At 66.8% G+C, this 18489-nt stretch carries 24 protein-coding genes; 10 read left to right on the forward strand and 14 right to left on the reverse strand.

What is annotated here, in order from left to right:
* Window positions 1-35 precede the first annotated feature (35 nt).
* On the forward strand, window positions 36-650 hold the full coding sequence (locus O3305_RS19290; protein WP_269573971.1) for a J domain-containing protein: 615 nt from the start codon (window positions 36-38) through the stop codon (window positions 648-650).
* Window positions 651-707: 57 nt separating this feature from the next.
* On the opposite strand, the gene O3305_RS19295 is transcribed toward O3305_RS19290, so the two are convergent.
* The 8 genes from O3305_RS19295 to O3305_RS19330 are packed head-to-tail and all read right to left on the reverse strand — an operon-like array spanning window position 708 to window position 5223.
* Window positions 708-1349, reverse strand: coding sequence for a glutathione S-transferase family protein (locus tag O3305_RS19295; RefSeq protein ID WP_269573972.1), 642 nt, complete (start codon window positions 1347-1349; stop codon window positions 708-710).
* Complete coding sequence (locus O3305_RS19300) at window positions 1346-2131, reverse strand: VOC family protein (protein ID WP_269573973.1); 786 nt, start codon at window positions 2129-2131, stop codon at window positions 1346-1348. Before O3305_RS19300 ends, O3305_RS19295 begins: the two co-directional genes overlap by 4 nt.
* Window positions 2128-2484: a DUF1428 domain-containing protein gene (locus tag O3305_RS19305; protein WP_269573974.1), complete on the reverse strand. Its 357-nt coding sequence runs from the start codon at window positions 2482-2484 to the stop codon at window positions 2128-2130. The genes O3305_RS19300 and O3305_RS19305 overlap by 4 nt, the downstream gene beginning before the upstream one ends.
* A 24-nt stretch (window positions 2485-2508) precedes the next feature.
* Window positions 2509-3162: a glutathione S-transferase family protein gene (locus tag O3305_RS19310; RefSeq protein WP_269573975.1), complete on the reverse strand. Its 654-nt coding sequence runs from the start codon at window positions 3160-3162 to the stop codon at window positions 2509-2511.
* An 11-nt stretch (window positions 3163-3173) separates the two neighbouring features.
* Window positions 3174-3653: a VOC family protein gene (locus O3305_RS19315; protein ID WP_269573976.1), complete on the reverse strand. Its 480-nt coding sequence runs from the start codon at window positions 3651-3653 to the stop codon at window positions 3174-3176.
* Between the two features lie 28 nt (window positions 3654-3681).
* Entirely contained in the window at window positions 3682-4080 is a 399-nt protein-coding gene (locus O3305_RS19320) for a DoxX family protein (protein WP_269573977.1), read from the reverse strand.
* Window positions 4067-4507 (reverse strand): VOC family protein, encoded by a 441-nt coding sequence (locus O3305_RS19325; RefSeq protein WP_269573978.1) that lies wholly within the window; start codon window positions 4505-4507, stop codon window positions 4067-4069. The genes O3305_RS19320 and O3305_RS19325 overlap by 14 nt, the downstream gene beginning before the upstream one ends.
* A gap of 23 nt (window positions 4508-4530) precedes the next feature.
* On the reverse strand, window positions 4531-5223 hold the full coding sequence (locus O3305_RS19330) for a DUF899 family protein (protein ID WP_269573979.1): 693 nt from the start codon (window positions 5221-5223) through the stop codon (window positions 4531-4533).
* Between the two features lie 159 nt (window positions 5224-5382).
* On the opposite strand from O3305_RS19330, the gene O3305_RS19335 reads away from it, so the two are divergent.
* Window positions 5383-5997, forward strand: coding sequence for a winged helix-turn-helix transcriptional regulator (locus tag O3305_RS19335; RefSeq protein WP_269573980.1), 615 nt, complete (start codon window positions 5383-5385; stop codon window positions 5995-5997).
* 207 nt (window positions 5998-6204) lie between these two features.
* Here the strand turns inward: O3305_RS19335 and O3305_RS19340 are convergent, their stop codons facing one another.
* Window positions 6205-6867: a hypothetical protein gene (locus O3305_RS19340; protein WP_269573981.1), complete on the reverse strand. Its 663-nt coding sequence runs from the start codon at window positions 6865-6867 to the stop codon at window positions 6205-6207.
* A 184-nt stretch (window positions 6868-7051) separates the two neighbouring features.
* On the opposite strand from O3305_RS19340, the gene cobS reads away from it, so the two are divergent.
* Window positions 7052-8056: a cobaltochelatase subunit CobS gene (cobS, locus tag O3305_RS19345; protein WP_184161029.1), complete on the forward strand. Its 1005-nt coding sequence runs from the start codon at window positions 7052-7054 to the stop codon at window positions 8054-8056.
* The gene (locus O3305_RS19350; RefSeq protein ID WP_269573982.1) at window positions 8053-8253 is read left to right on the forward strand and encodes a hypothetical protein; all 201 of its coding nucleotides are present in this window, start codon (window positions 8053-8055) and stop codon (window positions 8251-8253) included. Before cobS ends, O3305_RS19350 begins: the two co-directional genes overlap by 4 nt.
* Here the strand turns inward: O3305_RS19350 and O3305_RS19355 are convergent.
* Window positions 8250-8639, reverse strand: coding sequence for a hypothetical protein (locus O3305_RS19355; RefSeq protein ID WP_269573983.1), 390 nt, complete (start codon window positions 8637-8639; stop codon window positions 8250-8252). The genes O3305_RS19350 and O3305_RS19355 overlap by 4 nt on opposite strands.
* 54 nt (window positions 8640-8693) lie before the next feature.
* Between O3305_RS19355 and cobT the strand changes: the two genes are divergently transcribed.
* From cobT to O3305_RS19380, 5 genes are all read left to right on the forward strand, one after another.
* Window positions 8694-10520 (forward strand): cobaltochelatase subunit CobT, encoded by a 1827-nt coding sequence (cobT, locus tag O3305_RS19360; RefSeq protein ID WP_269573984.1) that lies wholly within the window; start codon window positions 8694-8696, stop codon window positions 10518-10520.
* 28 nt (window positions 10521-10548) lie between these two features.
* The gene (locus O3305_RS19365; protein ID WP_269573985.1) at window positions 10549-10800 is read left to right on the forward strand and encodes a ribbon-helix-helix domain-containing protein; all 252 of its coding nucleotides are present in this window, start codon (window positions 10549-10551) and stop codon (window positions 10798-10800) included.
* A gap of 125 nt (window positions 10801-10925) precedes the next feature.
* Window positions 10926-13250 (forward strand): TonB-dependent receptor, encoded by a 2325-nt coding sequence (locus O3305_RS19370; protein ID WP_269573986.1) that lies wholly within the window; start codon window positions 10926-10928, stop codon window positions 13248-13250.
* Window positions 13251-13262: 12 nt separating this feature from the next.
* Complete coding sequence (locus tag O3305_RS19375; RefSeq protein WP_269573987.1) at window positions 13263-13988, forward strand: tetratricopeptide repeat protein; 726 nt, start codon at window positions 13263-13265, stop codon at window positions 13986-13988.
* Window positions 13982-14665, forward strand: a complete 684-nt coding sequence (locus O3305_RS19380; RefSeq protein ID WP_269573988.1) for a Fe2+-dependent dioxygenase — start codon at window positions 13982-13984, stop codon at window positions 14663-14665. Before O3305_RS19375 ends, O3305_RS19380 begins: the two co-directional genes overlap by 7 nt.
* A 160-nt stretch (window positions 14666-14825) precedes the next feature.
* On the opposite strand, the gene O3305_RS19385 is transcribed toward O3305_RS19380, so the two are convergent.
* The 4 genes from O3305_RS19385 to O3305_RS19400 all read right to left on the reverse strand — a co-directional run bounded on the left by O3305_RS19385 (window position 14826) and on the right by O3305_RS19400 (window position 18087).
* Window positions 14826-15710 (reverse strand): FAD:protein FMN transferase, encoded by an 885-nt coding sequence (locus tag O3305_RS19385; RefSeq protein ID WP_269573989.1) that lies wholly within the window; start codon window positions 15708-15710, stop codon window positions 14826-14828.
* A gap of 227 nt (window positions 15711-15937) precedes the next feature.
* Entirely contained in the window at window positions 15938-16864 is a 927-nt protein-coding gene (locus O3305_RS19390) for a DUF4198 domain-containing protein (protein WP_269573990.1), read from the reverse strand.
* 20 nt (window positions 16865-16884) lie between these two features.
* Complete coding sequence (locus O3305_RS19395) at window positions 16885-17412, reverse strand: DUF2271 domain-containing protein (RefSeq protein ID WP_269573991.1); 528 nt, start codon at window positions 17410-17412, stop codon at window positions 16885-16887.
* Window positions 17413-17427: 15 nt separating this feature from the next.
* Window positions 17428-18087 (reverse strand): PepSY-associated TM helix domain-containing protein, encoded by a 660-nt coding sequence (locus tag O3305_RS19400; RefSeq protein ID WP_269573992.1) that lies wholly within the window; start codon window positions 18085-18087, stop codon window positions 17428-17430.
* A gap of 221 nt (window positions 18088-18308) precedes the next feature.
* Here O3305_RS19400 and O3305_RS19405 point away from each other — a divergent pair, with 221 nt between their 5' ends.
* Window positions 18309-18485, forward strand: a complete 177-nt coding sequence (locus O3305_RS19405; RefSeq protein WP_269573993.1) for a hypothetical protein — start codon at window positions 18309-18311, stop codon at window positions 18483-18485.
* Window positions 18486-18489 lie beyond the last annotated feature (4 nt).

Genomic DNA, 18489 nt, shown 5'->3' on the forward strand with positions numbered 1-18489 from the left:
GCGCCTATATAGGCGGTTTGCTCAAGGGAGGTCACGTGGCTGACAGCCACCCGAAGAAAGACAGGCCGAATGCGCGGTTCCACGGCCGGGTGGAGGCGCAGGGAAGACTATGTTCCGAGCCGGGCTGCAACGAGCCGGGCGAGTTCCGTGCGCCCGCGGGCGAGAGCCGGGCGACCTTTGACGGCCCCGGCGAATATCGCTGGCTGTGCCTCGATCACGTCCGCGCGTTCAACTCGGGCTACAATTTCTTCCAGGGCATGAGCCCGGACGAGATCCACGACGCCCAGCGGCCCTATGCCGGCTGGGAGCGCGAGACGCGTGCCTTCAACGGCACCGGCGGCGCCGACCGCCCGCCGCGCTGGGCCGATTTCGCCGACCCGCTCGACGCAATCAGCGCGCGGTTCAAGGACCGGATGAAGGACCGTGCCGAGCGCAAGGACGGCAAGCCGCTGTCGGGCAAGGACCGGGAATCGCTCAAGGTTCTCGACCTCGAGATCGACGCCGACCGCACGATGCTGCGCAAGCGCTATTCGGAACTGGTCCGCAAGTTCCATCCCGATCGCAATGGCGGCGACCGCAGCCATGAGGGGCGACTCCAGCGCGTGATCGAGGCGTACCAGCATCTGAAGACCGCGCCGGCGTTCGCCTAAGTTGCCTGACCTGCTCCCCGGCTTTCGCCGGGGAACGGGAGACGTGGAGCCAAGTGCCTATGCGCGCGTGTTCACCGCCAGCTGGTCGGCAAAGGCGCGCTGGTAGGCCGGGCGGGCCTCGCCGCGGGCGACATAGGCCGCGAGCGTCGGATAGTCGTCGAGCATGCCCGAGGGACGCAGGCGGAGCAGTACCGAGACCATCATCAGGTCGCCCGCGCTGAAATCGCCGTCGAGCCATTCGGCTTTGCCCAGCCGCGCGGCCAGCTGGTCGAGGCGCGGGCGGATGCGCGCCTGCACCAGCGGCAACCGTTCGGCGGCCCAGGGCTTGTCGCCTTCGAAGATCCTCGCGGTGGTCAGGTCGAGGATCGGCGGCTCCATCGTATTCACCGCCGCGAACATCCAGCTGATCGCCCGTGCTCGCGCATCGGCATCCGCCGGGAGCAGTCCCGCAAATCGCTCCGCCAGGTGGAAGACGATCGCCCCGGTCTCGAACAGCGCGAGATCGCCTTCCTCGTAGGTCGGGATCTGGCCGAACGGGTGGAGCGCCAGATGCGCCGGCTGCTTCAGCTCCGGGAAGGTGACCAGCCGCACATCATAGGGCTGGCCGACTTCCTCAAGCGCCCAGCGCACCCTTGTGTCGCGGGCCAGCCCCTTGCCGCCATCGGGGGAGCGATCGAAGGCGGTGATGGTGATCGTCATCCGCTCTTGCCCGGCGAGACCAGGCCACAGGTAACACCCTCGGGATCGACGATGTTGATCACCCATTCGCCGCCGGGAACTTCCATCGGCCCCTGCACGACGGTGCCGCCGCCGGCCTCGACCTTCGCCTGCGCCTCGGTGATGTCGGGCACGCGGAAATAGAAGCCCCAGCCGGTCGGCGCGCCCGGCGGTGCCTTCATCACCGCGCCGACGGCCTCGCCCTTGCTGTCGCCATTGGCGATGAAGCTGTACTCGCCCATCTCGCCCATCGGCATGCCGCCGACCTTCTCGATGTTGAACAGCTTCGCGTAGAAGGCGAGCGCGGCCGCATCGTCCGGCGCCAGCAACTCGTTCCAGCTGACATGGCCGAAGCCCATCCGCTGATAGGCGGTGCTGGTCGCGTCCACCGCACCGCGCATCACGTAGAAGGGCACGCCCTGCGGATCGGTGACCATCGCCAGCCGGCCGACGCCGGGAATGTCGAAAGCGGGAAGATGGACCTGCCCGCCTTCGGCGACTGCCGCGGCGACCGAGGCATCGACGTCATCGACGCCGAGATAGCCGAGCCAGACGGGCTTCGCGCCGCCGGCGACCATGTCTGCATTCAGCTGCATGACGCCGCCCGCCTGGCCGTCCTCCGCGTTGATCATGCGATAGTCCATGCCGCCCGGCGCCGGCTGGGCATCGATGTTCCAGCCGCAGACCGAGTCGTAAAAGGCCTTGGCCTGGCCGGCATCCCTGGTCAGCAGCTCGTACCAGATGAAGCTCCCATGCGCGTTCACTTGGCTTCTCCCGTGTCCACGATCGTCTCGAACCCGCCCCAGAACATGCGCTTGCCGTCGAAGGGCATCTCGGCCGGCGGCTTCATCCGCTCGTCGGCCATCACCTTTTCCCAGCCGGAATCGCGCGTCGCCTTGTCGGGCCAGACGATCCAGGAGAAGACTGGCGTCTCGCCGTCCTCGGCCTTCACCGCCATGTAGAAATCGGTGGTCTTGCCGCGCGGCACGTCATGGCCCCAGCTCTCCACCACCTGCAGCGCGCCATGCTCGAGGAACACCGGCGCCGCCTTGGCGGCCATCGCGCGATAGGCCTCGCGATCGCGCGCGGGGGCTACGAAACCGTCGATATAGGTCATCATCTCTCTCCTCTTATCCGGGTGTCAGGCCGCGACGGGCGCGGGCTGGAAATCGGCCAGCTGCGCGGCCATCGCGCGCTGAAAGGCGGGCCGCGCCATGCCGCGCTCGACATAGGCGGCGAGCGTCGGCCGCTCGGTGATCAGCGGGCTGTTGTCGGCATTGCGCAGCACCGTCACCATCGCGATGTCGGCGACGCTGAACCCGTCGCCCAGCCATTCGCGGTCGCCCAGCGCATCGGCGAGCCGGTCGAACCTTTTGCCGATGTCCTCCATCAGGCTCGGCCGGCGCAGCTTCGCCCATTCCTCGTCCTTCGAGAACAGGGTGACGTTGCCCAGCTCGAACAGGCCGGGCTCGACGCTGTTGAGCGAAGCGAACAGCCAGGCGAGCGTCGTCGCCCGCTGCTGCGGGTCGCGCGACAGCAGCCTTGTGTCCTTCTCGGCGAGGTGGAGCAGGATCGCGCCGCTTTCGAACAGCTGGATGCCGCCGTCGTGTAGCACCGGCACCTGGCCCCAGGGCTGCTCCTCGAAATAGGTGGCCGGCTTGGGCGGGATCGGGCTGATCAGCCGCGTGGAATAGGGGAGGCCGATCTCCTCACAGGCCCAGCGCGGCCTGAGGTCGCGGACATAGCCGCGGGCGAAGTCGGGCACCCAGTTGAAGCCGGTGATCTCGATAGCCATGGCATCTCTCCTCAGCCTTTCGCCGCGGCTTCGACCGCCGCGATGTCGATCTTCTTCATCGTCATCATCGCCTCGAAGCCGCGGCGCGCGGCATCGGGGTCATCGCCGAAGTTTATCTCGATCAGCCGGCGCGGGGTGATCTGCCAGTTGAAGCCCCATTTGTCCTTGCACCAGCCGCACATCGACTCCTGGCCGCCATTGCCGACGATCGCATTCCACAGCCGATCGGTCTCTTCCTGGTCCTCGGTGAGGATCTGGAAGGACACGCTCTCGTTCGGCTTGAAATTGGGCCCGCCGTTGAGCCCGGCATAGCTGCGCCCGGCCAGGGTGAATTCGACGACCAGCGCCGCGCCTTCCTCGGTGCTCGGATTGTCGCCGGGCGCGCGATAGACCTTGCCGACATGGCTGTCGGGCAGCAGCGAGGTATAGAAATTGGCGGCCTCCTCGGCCACATGGTCGAACCACAATACGGTGGTGATCTTGTCTGCCATCGGTCCTCTCCTTTGGACTCTGATATTCTCAGGCGATCGGGATCAGCGCGCGGACGCGGGGATCGCGAAGCCACAGCCCGCCCCAGGCGATCACGCCCAGATAGACGCCGAACAGGGTGTGGCTGAACAACGGGCTGCCCACCCGCCAGTGCAGCGCGACCGCACCGCCCAGATAGCCGGTGAGCAGGATCGCGCCGAGCACCGCCGTGCGCGGCACCGCATAGAGCAGGGCGCATACCGCCAGGATCACGCCCAGCTGCTGGTAGAGCCCTGGCTCGGCGGGAATGCCGATCGGCGGGCTGTAGGCGATCATCTGCGCCGGGGCGATCAGCTTGCCACCGGCGTCCATCGCCAGGAACAGCAGGACCAGCCCGCTCAGGCACCAGCCGAGGATGCGGTTGCGCTGCACGGGATCAGGCCGGCTCATGCGCGGGGCCTTCGGGGAAGGCGGCCATCGCCGCTTCCATGTCCATGAACATCGGCTCGAAGATATGGCCGTCCGGATCCTCGAAGCTGCGGCCGTACATGAAGCCCATGTCCTGCTTCTCGCGGATATCGGCCCTGCCGCCGGCACTTGCCGCTGCCTCGACGATCGCGTCCACCGCCTCGCGGCTGTCGCGCGAGATGCAGATCAGCGCCTCGGTCACCGCATGCGCATCGGCGATCGGCTTGGGCGTGAAGGTCTGGAAGAAGTCGCGGTTGAGGATCATGAACACGATCGTGTCGCTCAGCTGCATGGCCGATGCCTGCTCGTTGCTGAAGCGCGCATCCTTGGTGCAGCCGATCGCCTCGTAGAAGGCGGTCGACTTGGCCACGTCGCTGACGGGCAGGTTGACGAAGATCATCTGGGGCATTGCTTCTCTCCTGGTGGTTCTTGTCAGTAGGTGAGCGAGGGATACCAGTCGGGCGCGCGGCCCTCCGGCGTGCAGTCGAGTATCGTCCAGAGCGGCATCAGGTCGGGCGCGCCGCGCGGGTCCTGGCCGGGATCCATGCTTTCGGCGCCCATCTCGCCGGCCCAGAAGAACCGGATCGTGCCGTCGCGGCGGGTGAAGACCAGCAGCTGCGGGATGTCGCTGCCGTCCGGGGCGATCGCGTTATAGTCGCGGCTGAACGCCTGGTCGGTGTCGGCATAGAGCGGCAGATGCTGCCAGCCGCGTTCGGCCTTGAACGCGGTGAGCTTGTCGATCGGCGAGCGTGCGGTCACCGCGAAGGCGACGCGCTGCTCGATGTCGGGCGTCTCGCCATCCCAGGCCGAGAGCAGGGAAGTGCACATCGGGCAGGGGCGTTCGCGCTGGGGTCCGAACATCCAGGTGTAGATCACCAGGGTGTCGTGCGTGCCGAAAAGGTCGGCCAGGTGGACCGGGCCGTGCTCGCCCTCAAACCGATAGTCGCTGGTCACTTCGGGGCCGGCGGGCAGGGCGCGGCGCTGCTCGGCGACGGCCTCGATATGGCGGCGCAGTTCGATCTCCTCGGCGAGCAGTGCGGTGCGCGCCTGGCGATATTGCGGGCTCTCATTCGGCCAGCGCGCGGTTTCGCGGGCGGCCAGTTCTGCGGCGGGAACGAGTGTCATCGGAATAAACCTCCGCTTTGGGGGCTTCGCGAATCGCTTTCTTGATCCTGATGCGCCCATCGGTTATTAAAAGCAACCATGGAGTCACAAAAAGTAACTAGCAACGACTTCGCCAAGGCGCGCCGCTGGTATCAGGACGCGTGCGGGACGGCGCTCGCAATGGATCTGATCGGAGAACGCTGGTCGCTGCTGATCGTTCGCGAATTGCTGCTGGGGCCGCGTCGTTTCGGCGAGATCCGCGGCGCGCTGGAGGGGCTGAGCGCCAATATCCTCACCCAGCGGCTCGAGGGGCTCGAGAAGGGCGGGATCATCCGCCGCAGGCAGCTGCCCTCGCCGGTCAACGCCCAGGTCTATGAGCTGACCAAATGGGGCGCCCAGCTCGAGGAACCGATCTTCGCATTGAGCCGCTGGGCGGCGGGTTCGCCCGCGCATGACGTCACGCTGCCGCTCAGTAACGGCGCCTTCATGCTGTCGCTCAAGACGATGATCGCGCGCGAGCCGGCGCGGGGCCTCTCGATCGACCTGGGCTTCCGGGTCGGCGGCGAGCCGTTCCGCGCGGCGATCGTCGAGGGCGGGCTGGTGATCGAGCGGCGCGATCCGGCCGGGGCGGAGGTGATCTTCGAAGGCGTGCCTACGCTGCTGGCCGCGACCTTCTACGGCCCGTTGCCGCTCACGGAGTCGATCCGCGAGGGGCGGGTGGCGGTCACCGGCGACCTTGCTGCGGGCCAGCGCTTCGTCGACCTGTTCGGGCTGCCGCGGTTCGAGAACGATTAGGGACGGTCCCCTTCCTGGAAGGGAGAGGCTGCCCTTGCAATGTAGGATGTCGCCTGTTCCATCCTGGTGGATGCAAGCCGGCTTCCCTTCCTCCCTCGATCGCGTGCGCTACGGGCGCACGCATGGGATGGGGGAACAGGCCCCTCCTACCATATGGTTCGTAAACTCCACGCGCTGAACGCGGCGCGAATCGGCTTGGTGCCTGCGTTAGACTCGCCCGCAGAAGCCCGGCTTGCGGTCGCCCATGTCCCAGCAGCCGTCGAGGATCATCGTCTTGAGCGCGCCGCACGAGCGCTGGGGGCCGCACTGGCCGTCCGGATTGACCACCGAGCATTGCCGCGCGAGCAGCGCCGCCTTCTGCCAGCCGATCTTCGACGCGCAGGTCGCGCCATTGTCGCGCCAGTTGTACTTGGGGGCCGGCGGGCGGTGATGGACCGGGCGGGGGCGCGGCCGGGGCGGCGGGTTCCAGCCGCCGGGCTCGGGCACCCAGCGATCGGGCTTGCGCAGATAGCGGCGATAGGCGGTGGCCACGCATTCCGCCGTCTCGCAGGCGTCGCGCTCGCTTGCCAGCGCCTGAAGCTGCTGGCGCTGGACCCAGAGTTGCTGGCGGGTCGCGCCCTGGCGATCCTCGGCCCATTGGTTGGCGAGCGTGCGGTGCAGCCAGTTCAGGCCCTTGTTATCGCAGACCAGCCACTGGCCGCGGCGCAGCGCGCCCTCGCAATAAGGCACGGCGGCGAGCCAGTCGGGGCCGCGATCGATCGGGCGGGTCACCGGGGGCGGGGGGCGATGGGGCGGCTGGGCTGGCTGCTGGCCCCAGTCGCAGGCCGCAAGCGGCGCAAGCAGCGCCAGGAACAACAGCTTCCAGTTCATCGACTTCCCCAGGTGATGACAAGAATCGGTGTACGCGCGACCGTTGCTATGACGTCATGATCCCATGAAAGCCGATTCGAGGGAAGGGCCGGCGCTCGGTCGTTTGGATCGCGGCTTTTGCGCGATCCCCGTTGCAGTGCGGCACGGGAGCTTCTAGTCGCTCAGGCGACGGAAGGACGAAGACATGGCGGACATCCCCAACACTCAGCCCGACAGCCGGAGCACCACGATCCTCGACTCGCCCGACAAGATGGTGAGCGCACGCGACCTGTTCGGGATCGATACCGACCTCGAAATCCCCGCGTTCAGCGAAGCGGACGAGCGCGTGCCCGATCTCGATCCGGCCTATGTCTTCGATCCGGATACCACGCTCGCGATCCTGGCGGGCTTCGCGCACAATCGCCGCGTGATGGTCCAGGGCTATCACGGCACCGGCAAGTCGACGCATATCGAGCAGGTCGCCGCGCGTCTCAACTGGCCGTGCATCCGCATTAACCTCGATGCGCACATCTCGCGTATCGACCTGATCGGCCGCGACGCGATCGTGCTCAAGGACGGCCAGCAGATCACCGAGTTCCGCGAAGGCCTGCTCCCCTGGGCGCTGCAGACGCCGACGGCTCTGGTGTTCGACGAATATGACGCGGGCCGCCCGGACGTGATGTTCGTGATCCAGCGCGTGCTCGAGACCGAGGGCAAGCTCACGCTGCTCGACCAGAATCGCGTGATCCGCCCGAACCCCTATTTCCGCCTGTTCGCCACCGCGAACACGGTCGGCCTGGGCGACACCAGCGGCCTCTATCATGGCACCCAGCAGATCAACCAGGGCCAGATGGACCGTTGGAACATCGTGGTGACGCTCAACTACCTCCCCGCCGCGGTCGAGGCACAGATCGTCCTCGCCAAGTCGGGCGATTTCGACAAGCCGGGCGGCAAGGAGCTGGTCGAGAACATGGTCCGCGTGGCCGACCTGACCCGCAAGGGCTTCGTCAACGGCGACATCTCGACCGTGATGAGCCCGCGCACGGTGATCACCTGGGCGCAGAATACCGAGATCTTCAAGGATGTCGGCTTCGCGTTCCGTCTGTCGTTCCTCAACAAGTGCGACGAGGCGGAACGCGCGCAGGTGGCGGAATACTACCAGCGCGTGTTCGGCAAGGACCTGCCCGAAAGCGTGGTCGGCAAGGCTTGAGCGACACGCCGGACGACGATCCGCTCCACCCCCGCCGCTGGACGGCGCGCGGGGGTGAGGGCGGGCCGATTACCGGCGACGAATATGCCTATCTCAAGGACCTGATCCACGCGCGGATGGGCGTGGGCAAGGTCGAGCCCTCGCCGCCGCAGCCGCCCGTGCGGCGCGGCTTCTGGCGGCGGTTGTGGCGCCGTTAGGCGGTTTTCCCGGTCTCGCGGTCGCGCGGGTTGAACTCGGCGATCAGCGTCATCGCCAGCCACACCGCCAGCGTCGGCTGGAGCTTGGGCGGCAATTGTGCGCCCGGGGTCACCAGGAGCCCCAGGATATAGGGCAGCGCCGCGATGAAGGCGAAAGCGAGGATAGAATAGGCGATCCGGTGCCGGCTCGACGAGACATAGAGGATGGTGATCACCATGGCCGCGGTGGTGAACAGCACCAGCACATAGTCCTTGGTGGTCAGGTTCTCGGTGCTCGCCATCACGAAGCCGAGCACTGCGCCGAAGAAGATGCCGAGTCCGGTGAGGTTGGCATTATATTCCCCGTGGCTCATCCGCCCGAGGCCGATACGGTCAAGAAACTTCATCCAATCCCCCTTCGGACTTGATCCTGGGGGACAAGGCACACAAAGACAATCGCCATGGCTGCCGACTCTCCGCTCGACCGGTTCCGCAATGTCCTTGGCGGCGCAGCGCGCGCGCTTTCGGGGGAGCGCGAGGCCGAGCTGAGCTTCACCGGCGAGGCGCCGCGCCAGGACGGTCGCCAGATCAAGGTGCCGGCGCCCTCACGCGGCCTGCCGGCCGAGGAAGTCGCCGAGGCACGTGGCTTTGCCGACAGCTTCGCGCTGCGCATGCGCCACCACGACAATGCGCTGCACCTGAAGGGCGCGCCCAAGGAGCCGGTGGCGCGCGCGGTGTTCGACGCGGTCGAAGGGGCGCGGGTCGAGGCGCTGGGCTCGCGCGGCTATGCCGGCATCGCCGCCAATCTCGAGCATGCGCTGGAACTGAAGCTGCGCGCCGACCCGATCACCCGGGCGCGCAACCGCGAGGAAGTGCCGCTGTCGACGGCGCTCGGCCTGATGGTCCGCGAGCGGCTGACCGGGCGCGAGTCGCCTTCCACCGCTGCGCTGGGCATGGCGCTGATCCGCGACTGGATCGAGGAGCGCGCCGGTTCCGACCTGGATGCCCTGGCGCTGGCGATCGACGACCAGCAGGCATTCGCCTCGCTCACGTCGAAGCTGCTCCAGGACCTGGAGCTGACCGAAGGCGACCTGATCCCCGACGAAGCCGATGAAGGCGGCGGCGAGGACGAAGGCACCGACGACCAGCAGCAGGACGGCGACGAGGAAGGCGAGAGCGAGTCGAGCCAGAGCGAAGGCCAGGCGGAGGCGCGTGGCGAGCAGCGCGAATCCGACGAGGGCGAGGAAGGCGAGCAGCAGCAGTCCGACGCGATGGAAGATGGCGACGGCGAGCCCGGCGAAGAAGGCGAGGAGGGCATGATGCCCGTCCGCCCGAACCGGCCGTGGAGCGACCTGCCGCCCCAGTTCGAATATCGCGCCTACACCACCCAGTTCGACGAAGTCGTCGCCGCGACCGACCTGTGCGACACCGAGGAGCTCGACCGGCTCCGCTCCTATCTCGACCAGCAGCTCGTGCATCTGCAGGGCGCGGTGACCAAGCTCGCCAACCGGCTGCAGCGCAGGCTGATGGCGCAGCAGAACCGCAGCTGGGACTTCGATCAGGAAGAGGGATTGCTCGACGCGGCTCGGCTGGCGCGCGTGGTCATCAACCCGATGCAGTCGCTCTCCTACAAGAGCGAGAAGGACACCGAGTTCAAGGACACGGTGGTCACGTTGCTGATCGACAATTCGGGCTCGATGCGCGGGCGGCCGATCTCGATCGCTGCGATCAGCGCCGACATCATGGCGCGCACGCTGGAGCGCGTCGGCGTGAAGACCGAGATCCTCGGCTTCACCACCCGTGCGTGGAAGGGCGGGCAGAGCCGCGAGAAGTGGCTGGCCGATGGCCGACCGGCCCAGCCCGGCCGCCTCAACGACGTTCGCCACATCGTCTACAAGCAGGCCGACGAGCCGTGGCGCCGCGCCAAGAAGTCACTCGGGCTGATGATGCGCGAGGGGCTGCTCAAGGAGAATATCGACGGCGAGGCGCTGCTCTGGGCGCATAACCGACTGATCGGACGCAGCGAGGACCGCAAGATCCTGATGGTGATCTCGGACGGCGCCCCGGTCGATGATTCGACCCTGTCGGTGAATTCGGGCTCCTATCTGGAGCGCCATCTACGCCAGGTGATCGGCTGGATTGAGGCGCGCTCACCGGTGGAGCTGGTGGCGATCGGCATCGGGCATGACGTGACCCGCTACTACAGCCGCGCCGTGACCATCATGGACGCCGAGCAGCTTGCCGGCACGATGGTCGAGCAGCTGGCCGCGCTCTTCGACTCCGAATGATGCCCGGCCCGCGAGCGAGCCGGCGGGAATGAAGATCGATCCTCCCCCGGGCGGCTTCGAGGGGCCGATCAAGCGCTCCGTTACCATTGCCGGGCACCAGACTTCGATCAGCCTCGAGCCGATCTTCTGGGACGCGCTGGAACATGCCGCAGCGGGGCGTTCCTTGCCGCTCAATGCGCTGGTCGCGGCCATCGACCATGCCCGGATCAGCGGGGAGGATCCCCCCAACCTTGCCAGTGCGATCCGCACCTGGCTGCTCGCCGAGATGCATCGCCCCTGACGTTTTCCCGCTGTGACGGTCGCGACAATTTTACGACAATGTTGCGATCCAGTCGCATTAGCGTTGACTCTGAGATTGGTTCGCAATAGCTGGCGGCGAAACAATCTGTAACAGGGGGTTCCCAAGTGAATCGTTCGACCGGTGCGGCTGCGCCCGCCTTCCTCGCGCTCGCCTGTGTCGGCTTCGTCGCCAGCGCGCCAGCCCACGCCTCCAACGGGCCGGACGGCGACAAGGCGAATACCCCCGCTTCGTCGGACGACGTGCAGGACAAGGACCAGATCACGGTCAATGGCCAGGTCTACCAGCCGAAGCAGGAAAGCCCGAAGAACACCCGTCCGCTGCGCGATACCCCGCAGACCGTGACGGTGATCACGGCCGAAGTGATGGAGCAGCAGAACATCCTGTCGCTGCGCGATGCGCTGGCGACGGTGCCCGGCATCACCTTCGGCGCCGGCGAAGGCGGCAGCGGCTATGGCGACAGTATCAACCTGCGCGGCTTCAGCGCCAATAACGACATCACGATCGATAATGTGCGCGACAGCGCGCAATATACCCGCTCGGACAATTTCAACATCGAGCAGATCGAAGTCACCAACGGCTCGAACTCGGTCTATTCGGGTGCCGGTTCGATCGCCGGCAACATCAACCTGGTCAGCAAGCGCCCGAGCGGCCGCGACAAGACCGTGGTGCAGGCCGGGATCGGCACCGACGAATATTATCGCGCCACCGCCGATATCGACAGGAAGCTGAGCGACAACATCGGCGTCCGGCTGAACGCGATGTATCACCGCAACGATGTTCCCGGTCGCGAAGTCGAGAACAACAAGCGCTGGGGCGTGATGCCGTCGGTTACCTTCGGGCTCGAGGCGCCGACCAAGCTGAGCCTGATTTACCTCCACCAGGAGGACAACAACATCCCGCAGTTCGGCGTGCCCTATGTCAGCAGCACCAACAACTGGTTCACCGGCCAGGTGCCGGGCACCAGCCGCAGCGCCTATTACGGCTTCCGCAACCTCGACAAGCAGGACAGCAATGTCGATCAGGCGACGGCGATCTTCGAGCATGAGCTGAGCAGCAAGATCTCGCTGCGCAACCTCACCCGCTACCAGGACGTCGAGCAATATTCGATCGCGGACGGCCCGGAAGGCACCTTCTGCCTGCCGACAAGCCTCACCGCGGCCGGCCTGGCCTGCACCACCCCGGGCCTGTTCACGCCGAGCGGCGGCTCGCGCGGCAACACCCGCGATACCCGCAACCAGATCATCTACAACCAGACCGACCTGAAGGGCATGTTCGAGACCTTCGGCATCGAGCACAGCTTCGACCTGGGCATTTCGCTCTCGCGCGAATATTATGACGTGCGCTCGGGCAATTCGCAGCGCAATGCCAATGGCACCGCCGTGACCATCCCGGCCTACGCCTGGAACGATCCGAACCTGAACAACCGCAATGTCTATAGCGGTCCGGTGAACTTCATCGTCAGCGCGCGGAGCCACAGCGAGGTCGCGAACAAGGCGGTCTACCTGTTCGACACGATGAAGCTGTCGAACCATTTCGAGCTCAACGGCGGCGTTCGCTGGGAGCGCAACATCGGCGAGTTCGCGGCCTACACCCTGTCGACCGCGGCAGCGACGCTGGGCCAGATCACGGCGGTGACCCGCACGGGCAACCGCAACAGCCTGCTCTCCTACCGCGTCGGCGCGGTCTACAAGCCGATCGAACCGATCAGCCTCTATGTCGCCTATGGCAATTCGCGGACCCCGTCGCAGAGCACCGTCAACGGCAGCTGCTCGGCCGCGACCTGCAACGTGAAGCCCGAGAGCGCCAAGAATTACGAGATCGGCGGCAAGGCGGAGCTGTTCAAGGGCGGCCTGCTGCTGACCGCGGCGCTGTTCCGCACCGATCGTGACAGCTACAAGGTGCCTTCGGTCGACCCGACCGTCTCCGATCAGCAGCTTGACGGCCATTCGCGCGTCGACGGCGTCGCGCTGGGCGCCACCGGGCACATCACCTCGGCCTGGCAGATCACCGCCAACTACACCTATCTCGACAGCGAGCTGATCCGCTCGGTGGCGAAGGGTGCGGCGCTCGACCCCTCGGCCGGTGCGCAGCTCCAGCAGACCCCGAAGCACTCGGGCAGCCTCTACACCGCCTATACCCTGCCGTTCGGCCTGACGATCGGCTACGGCGCGACCTACCAGGGCAAGTTCGCGATCAATCTCCCGACGCGCACCGTGGTCGGCGGACCGCTGTCGCGGGTGCTCTATTCGAAGGACTATCTCGTCCACAACCTGACCGCCGCCTATGAGGTGACCAAGGCGCTGTCGCTGCAGCTCAACGTCAAGAATATCGGCGACAAGCTCTACTACACCCGCATCCGCGCCAATAACGGCTGGGCCACCCCCGGCGATGCGCGCTCGGCGATCCTGACGGCCAGCTACAAGTTCTGATATAGCCAGGACATGACGCGGCTCGATCCATTGTCGAGCGAAGACATCGCCGCCCGCCTCTCCGGTTCGCCGGAGGCGCGGGCGGCGTTGATTCGCGAAGGGGCGGAGGCCGGCCTGGCCGAGGCGCAGGCCATCCATGGCCAGATGCTGCTCGACGCCCAGAAGCCGGCCGAGGCGTTCGGCTGGTTCTGGAAGGCGGCGCAACAGGGGCATCCGATGGGGCTCAACATGCTGGGCCGCTGCTATGACCTTGGCTGGGGCACGCGCATCGACAAGGTGCGCGCGGCGGAATGCTTCCGGGTCGCCGCCGAGGCGGGGCTCGACTGGGGCATGTACAATTACGGCTCCGCGCTCGCGCTCGGCGCCGGCTTGACGCAGGACAAGGCGGCCGCGCTCGGCTGGTTCCAGAAGGCCTCCGCAATGGGGCACGCCAAATCCACCAACTTCGTCGGTAGCTTCCATGAGGCGGGAGACCTGGTCCCGCGCGACATGGCGGCGGCGGCGGACTGCTATGCCCGGGCGGCCGAGGGCGGGGACTTCCGCGGGATGTTCAACCATGCCCGGATGCTTGCCGAAGCCGGCGACGTGGAAGGCGCGCTGCTGTGGATCGAGCGGTGCGGGGCGGAGGCGAAGCCGGTGTTCCGCGACAAGGCGCTTGCCTGGCTGGCGCAGGTCCCGGACGAGCGGCTACGGACCCGGGGCAGCGCAGCGCTGCGCAAGGAAGGAACTTCATGCTGATCGCCATTCCCGACCTGCTTTCGCCCGAGCAGGTGACCGAGCTGCGCGGCATCATCGATGCGGCCGAATGGATCGACGGCAACGCGACTTCCGGCGCGCAATCGGCGCTGGCCAAGGACAATGAGCAGCTTCCCGAGGGCAGCGACGCGCATCGCCAGGGCGGGGCGATGATCCTCGACGCGCTGGGCAAGTCACCCCTGTTCTTCGCCGCGGCGCTGCCGCTCAAGGTCTTCCCGCCCTTGTTCAACCGCTATGGCGGCGGGCAGCAGTTCGGCACGCATGTCGACAATGCGATCCGCATCCAGAGGGGCACGGACTTCCGCATCCGCTCCGACCTGTCGATGACAGTCTTCCTTGAGGATCCCGCGAACTATGACGGTGGCGAGCTGCTGATCGAGGGGCAGTTCGGCGCGCAGTCGGTCAGGCTGCCGGCGGGGCACGCGATCCTCTATCCCTCATCGAGCCTCCACCGGGTGGAGCCGGTGACGCGCGGGCGGCGGGTGGCGAGTTTCTTCTGGATGCAGTCGATGGTGCGCGACGATGGCGCGCGGCGCATCCTGTTCGAGATGGACCAGGCAGTGCAGCGGCTGGTAGCGACGCTGGGCAATGACGATCGCTCGGTGATCGAGCTGACCGGCGTCTACCACAATCTCCTGCGCCGCTGGGCCGACGCCTGAGCCAAAGTACACGAAGTACACGCCGGGAGCGGGGTTTCGTGGCGCCAAATTGACACGCTTGCCGCGCGGCAAGCGCATCTCGCAATTGCGGTAGCCAAGCAGGCGAAATCCTGTGTTGCAACCCGATTGCGCTCCCCTCCCTTTCAGGGAAGGGAATTTCTCAGAGCATCCCCTGCAGGGCCGGCGAGAGATGCTCCATAAAGCCCGTGCCTTCGCGCGCCGCCATGTGCGCCGCGAGCCCTTCGCGTTCCGCCAGCGCCATGCCGTCCGGGCCCAGCACCGTCAGCGCAGTGGCCCAGGCATCGGCGAGCATGCAGCTTGGATGGAGCACCGTGACCGAGGCGACGCCGTTTTCCAGCGGGCGGCCGGTGCGGGGATCGAGGGTGTGGGCATAGTCGCGGCCTTCATGGGCGAAGCTGCGGCGATAGTCGCCCGAAGTGGCGACCGACAGGCCGTGGAGCGCGACGCGAAAACTTGCCAGGGGGCTGGAGGGGAGGGATTCGAAATCCACCCACCAGGGCTGGCCATCGGGCCTGATACCCTCGCCGCGCAGCTCGCCGCCGACCTCGACCAGGAAATCGGGCAGCGCCATGCTGCGCAGCATCTCCGCCACGCGATCGACGCCGTGCCCCTTGGCGATGCCCGACAAATCGAGCCGCACCGGCGCATCGCGGCGGGCACGGCGGCCGTCCAGCTCGATATGGGAACGCCCGGACCGCGCGCAAGCGTCCGCGACCTCGGCGTCGCCGGGCAAGCCGATGCGCGGGCCGGGCGGACCGAAGCCCCAGAGATCGACCAGCGCGCCCATCGCGGGATCGAAGGCGCCGTCGCTCTTTTCGGCGACCTCCATCGCGGCGGCGAGGACCTTCGCGAAGCCGATCGGCAGGGGCTGCCAGCGACCCGGTTCGCTGCGGTTGAAGCGGGACAGCGTGGAATCGGGGGCCCAATGGCTCATCTCGGCGACGACGCGGTCGAGCTCGGCCTGGATCTTCAGGGCGATGCCCTCGGGCGGGGCGACGATGCGGGCGGACCAGCTGGTCCCCATCGTCTCGCCCGCGCAGGAAATGACAGGGGCCCCCGCCCGGCGGCGATGGAACGCCGCGGGCGAGAGGGTTGGGGGGATGGCTATCCGTGCGTCCACGTTTTCTTACACCGTCATCCCCGCGAAGGCGGGGATCCATTCACGCAGGTTGTCGAGAAGAGCCGCGACTGCAGCGCCAATGGATCCCCGCCTTCGCGGGGATGACAGGAAAGGAGGGATGGCGGTGTGAACTACGGCGCCAGCACTTCGAGGGTGGTGACGTAGCTCACGCGTGCGCGGACCGGGCCCATCGGGCGGCCGCCGGGGCCACCAGGGCCGGCCTGCGGACCACCCGGTGCCGCGGGAGCAGCGCCCGGAGCGGGCTGCGGACGCGGGCCGCCGCCGGGACCACCGGCGCCCGGGCCTTCGCCGCGCTCGCCGCCTTCGTTGACCATCACCCAGTACATGCCGGGCTGGCCCCATTTGATCGAGACCTTGCCCTGGGCATCGGTCTTCAGCACCTGCTCGTGCAGCGCGTCACGATAGCGGATGCCGCCCGGGATCACGGTGACGGTCAGGTCGGCGCCGGGCTTGCCGTTCTTGAGGAACTGGAAGTTGCCGGGCTCATTGGTGACCAGGTCGTTCGGGTGGGTGACCGGCACCAGTTCGATGCCCTTGCCGCTGGTCTTGAACACGGTGTTGGTCGGCGCGCCCTGGGTGATGAAGATCTCGTTGCGCGAGACATTCTCGGCGGTCTGGACATCGGTGGCGCCGGCCGGGATCGCGGCGGCGAGATTGGCGGTGTTGGTGCCGCGCGGCAGCATCTTGCGCTCGCCGTTCAGCACATAGCTGCCGAACACGCCCTCATTGACCACGGCGACCTTGTAGGTGCCCTGCTGGGTCAGGTGCAGGTCGAAGGTCGCGCGGAAGCGGCCGACATTATGGTTCTCGACCTTGCCCTCGGTGCCGTCGGGCTGGGTGACCACGGGCACGGCGCGCAGCGGCTGGTGATCGAAGAAGAACAGGTCGTTCGACACGGCGGCATCGACGGTCACCCAGTTATCGGTGCCCGAGACGGTGGTCGAGGACGGCAGCATCCACTGGCGGTGCGCGATGGCGGCCGGGGCAGCGATCGCGATGACGGCGGCTGCGGCGAGAAGCGGCTTGCGGAAGTTCATGTCTCTATTCCCCCTTGAGATCAGCGCTTGATCGAGACGGTGACGGCGCCGAGCTCGCTCGCGCCCTTGGCGGTGGCGGTGACGGCCTTGCCGTTCCAGGTGAAGGGCACGCTGACGACCTCGCGGCCGCCGACTTCGCGTGCGGCCTCGACCAGCAGCTTGTAGTTGCCCGGCGCCAGCGCCGGCGTGGCGCCCTTGCCGCCGACCAGCGCGATCTTGTGGGTGCCCGCGCCCTTGGTGGCGCCGGTGACGCCGTCGGCCGGGAAGCTCATGCCGCGGCCGACCACGCGCCACCACTGGCGCATGTCGCGCAGCCACTTGGTGCCGGCACCCTCGGCGCTGCGGCCGTCGAAATCATACCAGACCTGGAGCGTGCGGGGGGCGGCGCCCTCCTTTTCCAGCCACACCGCGACATAGGGGCGGTGATACTCGGCGACCTTCATCTGCGGAATGGTGACCGACAGGTCGATGGTCTGCGCGCCGGCGGCGGTCGGCAGGCCCGCCCCGCCGATCGCGACGAGCGTGAGGCCGGTGATGCGATACTGCATGGACTTGGGCTCCCCTTAGTGGATCAGGAAAATGGCGATAAGCGCCGGAATGACGAGGCCGGCGATGACGATCGGCCAGGTGCTCTTGCGATGCTTCGAATGCATCCACAGCAGCACCAGCCCGGTGAGCGTGAAGACGAGGCAGGCGAAGACGAAGACGTCGATGAACAGCTTCCACCAGCCGCCGGCGTTGCGGCCCTTGTGGAGGTCGTTGAGATAGGCGATCCAGCCGCGCGAGCTGTTCTCGCTGGTGACGGCGCCGGTATCGCGGTCGATCGAGATCCAGGCATCACCGCCCGGACGCGGCTTGGCGAGGTAGATCTCGCCGGCGGACCATTCGGCGGTGCCGCTCGCGTCGATCTTGACCTGGTCCTGCACCCATTTGGCGACATCGGCCGGGATCGGCTTCTTGGCATCGGGCAGGTCGTCCGCCTTCACCCTGGCCAGCAGCGGCGCGGGCAGCTGCACGGCATGCTCGACCGACTTGGGCGAGCCCTCGATGTCGGCGGCGTGATTGAGGGTGAAGCCGGTGATCGCGAAGAGCAGCAGGCCGATCAGGCTGATCGCCGAGCTCATCCAGTGCCAGGTATGCAGCTGCTTCAGCCAGAAGCTCTTGCGGGCGCGCTTGGCTTTGGCCTTGGCCAGTTCTTCTGCCTGGGCGGAGGGGGCGTGCATCTTGGGTGAGCGATTCCGGTTCGATTCGATTACGGCGCGATAACGAGAACGATTCGCAATTGCAAACCCGGGAAGAAGCGGGAGCGATTGATTCTGCGCCATTTGAGCGTGCACCGGGCCCGCCCAAGATGGTCCGGAGTCCCTGTCTCGTATCGATACGGCGAGGTCGATTATTTCGCAATTGCAGCATAATTGCGTTGCAATGCAGCTACGAATGTTTCTTGCCGTTCTTCAAGAAATTACGCAGCTTCCTTCCAGAAAAGACTTGGGAGGACTGGATGTCGGCACTTTATCTCGGCCTGGCAGTGGTTTGCGTGGTGGGTGTTTCGGCTTGCCTGGGGGGCATGTACCTGATCTTGCGGAGTACGCCGCCGGCGCGGCGCGTCGACAAGGCCTGATTTT

The organism is Sphingomonas sp. NIBR02145, from assembly GCF_027359115.1.
GTDB classification, from domain to species: Bacteria; Pseudomonadota; Alphaproteobacteria; order Sphingomonadales; family Sphingomonadaceae; genus Sphingomonas; species Sphingomonas kyeonggiensis_A.